The organism is Marinobacter sp., assembly GCF_035268745.1.
In the GTDB taxonomy this organism is placed as follows: Bacteria; Pseudomonadota; Gammaproteobacteria; order Pseudomonadales; family Oleiphilaceae; genus Marinobacter.
This window is the reverse complement of record NZ_DATFKH010000045.1, coordinates 1-3,579: the sequence shown is the minus strand read 5'-3', so window position 1 is coordinate 3,579 and position 3,579 is coordinate 1. Positions and strand designations below refer to the sequence as shown.

Here is a 3,579-nt window from a genome sequence, read left to right as displayed (position 1 = left end):
GTCGGCTGTTCGCCTTCTTTCACTTCTTTCATGGACAGCTTCACGCGTCCGCGGTTATCCACGTCAAGGACCTTCACCAGGACTTCCTGGCCTTCGCTCAGCTCGTCAGTGACGTTCTCGATGCGACGGTCGGAGATCTGGGAAATGTGCACCAGACCATCCTTGCCGGGCAGGATGTTGACAAAGGCACCAAAGTCCACGATGCGTTCAACGCGGCCTCTGTAGATAACGCCAACCTCGATTTCCGCTGTGATTTCCATCACCCGCTTCATCGCCGCCTTGGCCGCGTCAAGGTTGTCGGCATAGATCTTGACGTTGCCATCGTCGTCCAGATCAATGGAGGCACCGGTCTCGTCGCAGATCGAACGGATAGTGGAGCCACCCTTGCCGATAACGTCGCGGATTTTCTCCGGGTTGATCTTGATGGTGGTGATGCTGGGCGCCCGGCTTGAAAGCTCTTTGCGCGGCGCTGAAATCACCTTGGCCATCTCGCCCAGGATGTGCAGACGGGCTGCATTGGCCTGTTCCAGAGCAATTTCCATGATCTCGTCGGTAATACCCTGGATCTTGATGTCCATCTGCAGCGCAGTGATACCTTCAGACGTGCCGGCTACCTTGAAATCCATGTCGCCGAGGTGATCCTCATCGCCCAGGATGTCGGTCAGCACCGCGAACTTGTCGCCTTCCTTGACCAGACCCATGGCGATACCGGCAACCGGTGCCTTGATCGGCACGCCCGCATCCATCAGTGCCAGACTGGAACCACAGACCGAAGCCATGGAACTGGAGCCGTTGGACTCGGTGATTTCAGACACCGCGCGGATAGTATAGGGAAACTCTTCCATGGTCGGCATAACCGCAGCCACACCACGCTTGGCCAGACGGCCGTGGCCAACTTCACGACGTCCCGGCGTGCCCACACGACCCGCTTCACCTACCGAGTAGGGAGGGAAGTTGTAGTGGAACAGGAACGGATCCTTGCGCTCACCTTCCAGGGCATCAATGATCTGCATATCACGGGCGGTGCCCAGTGTCGTGGTCACGATCGCCTGGGTTTCACCACGGGTGAACAGGGCCGAACCGTGAGTGCTGGGCAGAACGCCGACTTCCACTTCGATCGGGCGGACCGTCTTGTTGTCACGGCCGTCGATACGCGGCTTGCCGTCAATAACCTGCTGGCGGACAATGGTCTTCTCGACCTTGCCGAAGTACTTCTTGACCTCATCCGCAGATGGCTGGCCTTCCTCTTCGCCGGCGAGCTTTTCAACCAGGGCGCTTTTGATCTCGCTCAGACGGGCATAGCGCTCCATCTTGTCGCGGATGCTGTAGGCTTCTTCAATGGCGGCAGACGCTTCCGAGTTCACAGTGTTCAGAAGCCCGCTATTCTCCGGCTCTGGCTGCCATTCCCAACGGGGCTTGCCTACTTCCGCAGCCAGCTCTTTAATGGCGGTAATCGCGGTCTGCATTTCTTCATGACCGTAAAGCACGGCGCCCAGCATCTGATCTTCAGTCAGGCCTTTGGCTTCGGACTCGACCATCAGAACGGCATCGTCGGTACCGGCAACGACCATGTCCAGCAATGAGGTTTCCAGCTCCTCGAAAGTCGGGTTGAGGAAGTAACCGCGCTCATTGGTATAGGCAACCCGTGACGCGCCGATGGGGCCATCAAACGGAATACCGGAAATGGACAGCGCGGCAGAAGCCGCCAGCATCGCGGCGATATCCGGATCCTGGTTCTTGCTGGAAGACATTACCGTGGTGATGACCTGGGTTTCGTTCATGAACCCTTTAGGGAACAGCGGACGGATCGGGCGGTCGATCAGGCGGGAGGTCAGGGTTTCTTTCTCCGACGGACGGCCTTCACGCTTGAAGAAACCACCGGGAATCTTGCCCACGGCGTAGGTCTTCTCGAAGTAGTTCACGGTCAGCGGAAAAAACGGCTGGCCCGGCTTGGCTTCCCTGGCGGCCACCACGGTACCCAGTACCGAGATATCATCAATGGTGACCAGCACGGAGCCGGTTGCCTGACGGGCGATACGGCCAGTCTCGATAGTGACGGTCTTGCCGCCGAGTTCAAATGATTTTTTTACGGGCTTCAGATCCACAATTGCTCCTGATTTAATCTTGGTTTCATCTGTTCAATGGATTCAGAACAGCCGCCCATGCGGACTGTCTGTCTCCTGCAGCTGTCCGGGATGAACCAGAGAGCAACCTGTCTGAAAGCTAACAGGCTGTTGCAAAACCCCGGTCCCGGGTGAACCTGGCACCCGCCGGGCTTTTCAACAACCTGCTATCAAATTCAACTTTCCAGTACGACAGCAGTTACCGTCAACGTTCATCGATCGACACCCTGCAGGACAAAGCACAACCGGCGGAGCCAGCGCTTCGCCGGTTGCCAGAAACAACCAGACTAGCGACGCAGGCTCAGGCTCTGGATCAGTTCCAGGTAGCGGTCTGCGTTCTTGCGCTTCAGGTAGTCCAGCAGCTTGCGACGCTGGTTTACCATCCGGATCAGACCGCGGCGGGAGTGATGGTCCTGCTTGTTGGTCTTGAAGTGATCCTGCAGCTTGTTGATGTTATGGCTCAACAGGGCAACCTGAACTTCAGGGGAACCTGTATCACCATCACTTTGCTGGTAGTCCTTGACGATCTGTGCTTTTTCACTGGCCGATAGAGCCATACTTCACCTCATTGTCGCGATGCTATGAATGTCCAGCCGAACCGCGCATCTCTACAGCCCGGCTAATCGGAGACAGCGTCCGGTTGACGCTCTCACCCGCTTTTCACCAGCCGACGTGGCACCAGTCTGGTGGCCTCGCCTTCCGGGAATTTTTCTGCCAGTCCGACAAAGCCCTTATCACCGTACAGGCGGATAAAGCCCTCACCGGACTGGCCCGATATTCTAACTGGTTGTCCATTCAATATCGACACCAGCGACAGACCCTCAAGCTTTTGCTCCGGGAACATCGACAGCGCCGCATCCGGGGCAACCAGAAGGCCGTCAAGGCTTTCACCCTGTTCACGCATCTGCTCAAGCGCTGGCACCTGGTGGACGTCAGCGAGGGTAAACCCGGAGGCCATGGTACGGCGCAGCGCCGTTACATGAGCACCGCATCCCAGGGCGGCGCCTATGTCCTCCACCAGTGAGCGGATATAAGTGCCTTTGGTACAACTGACCGCAATGTCCAGTTCGTCGTCGCGAATCTCGATCAGCGCCAGCTCGTAAATGGTTACGGGACGGGCCGGACGCTCCACCTCGATACCCTCACGAGCATATTCATAGAGCGGACGACCCTTATGCTTGAGGGCAGAATACATGGAAGGGACCTGCTGGATATCGCCACGAAAACGATCCAGAACAGACTCCAGGCTGTCGGCGGTCAGTCCCGGGGGAACCGGCTTCTGTTCGACGATCTGGCCTTCACTGTCGCCGGTTTCCGTGCGGACACCGAGTTTTGCTGTCGCGATGTAGGCTTTGTCGCTGTCCAGCATCATCTGGGAGAACTTGGTTGCTTCACCAAAGCAAAGCGGCAGAACGCCGGTCGCCAGTGGATCAAGTGCCCCGGTATGGCCCGCCTT

3 protein-coding genes are annotated in these 3,579 nt (G+C 57.6%); all 3 read right to left on the bottom strand.

The genetic code is table 11. The features are described from left to right. A partial coding sequence (gene pnp, locus VJ956_RS03210; RefSeq protein ID WP_324081575.1) for a polyribonucleotide nucleotidyltransferase occupies positions 1–2,099 on the bottom strand: 2,099 nt, incomplete at its 3' end. A 311-nt stretch (positions 2,100–2,410) separates the two neighbouring features. Continuing rightward, the gene (gene rpsO / locus VJ956_RS03205) at positions 2,411–2,680 is read right to left on the bottom strand and encodes a 30S ribosomal protein S15 (protein WP_324081572.1); all 270 of its coding nucleotides are present in this window, start codon (positions 2,678–2,680) and stop codon (positions 2,411–2,413) included. A 92-nt stretch (positions 2,681–2,772) separates the two neighbouring features. Then, positions 2,773–3,579 (bottom strand): tRNA pseudouridine(55) synthase TruB (truB, locus tag VJ956_RS03200; protein WP_324081570.1); only part of this gene is annotated, 807 nt, incomplete at its 5' end.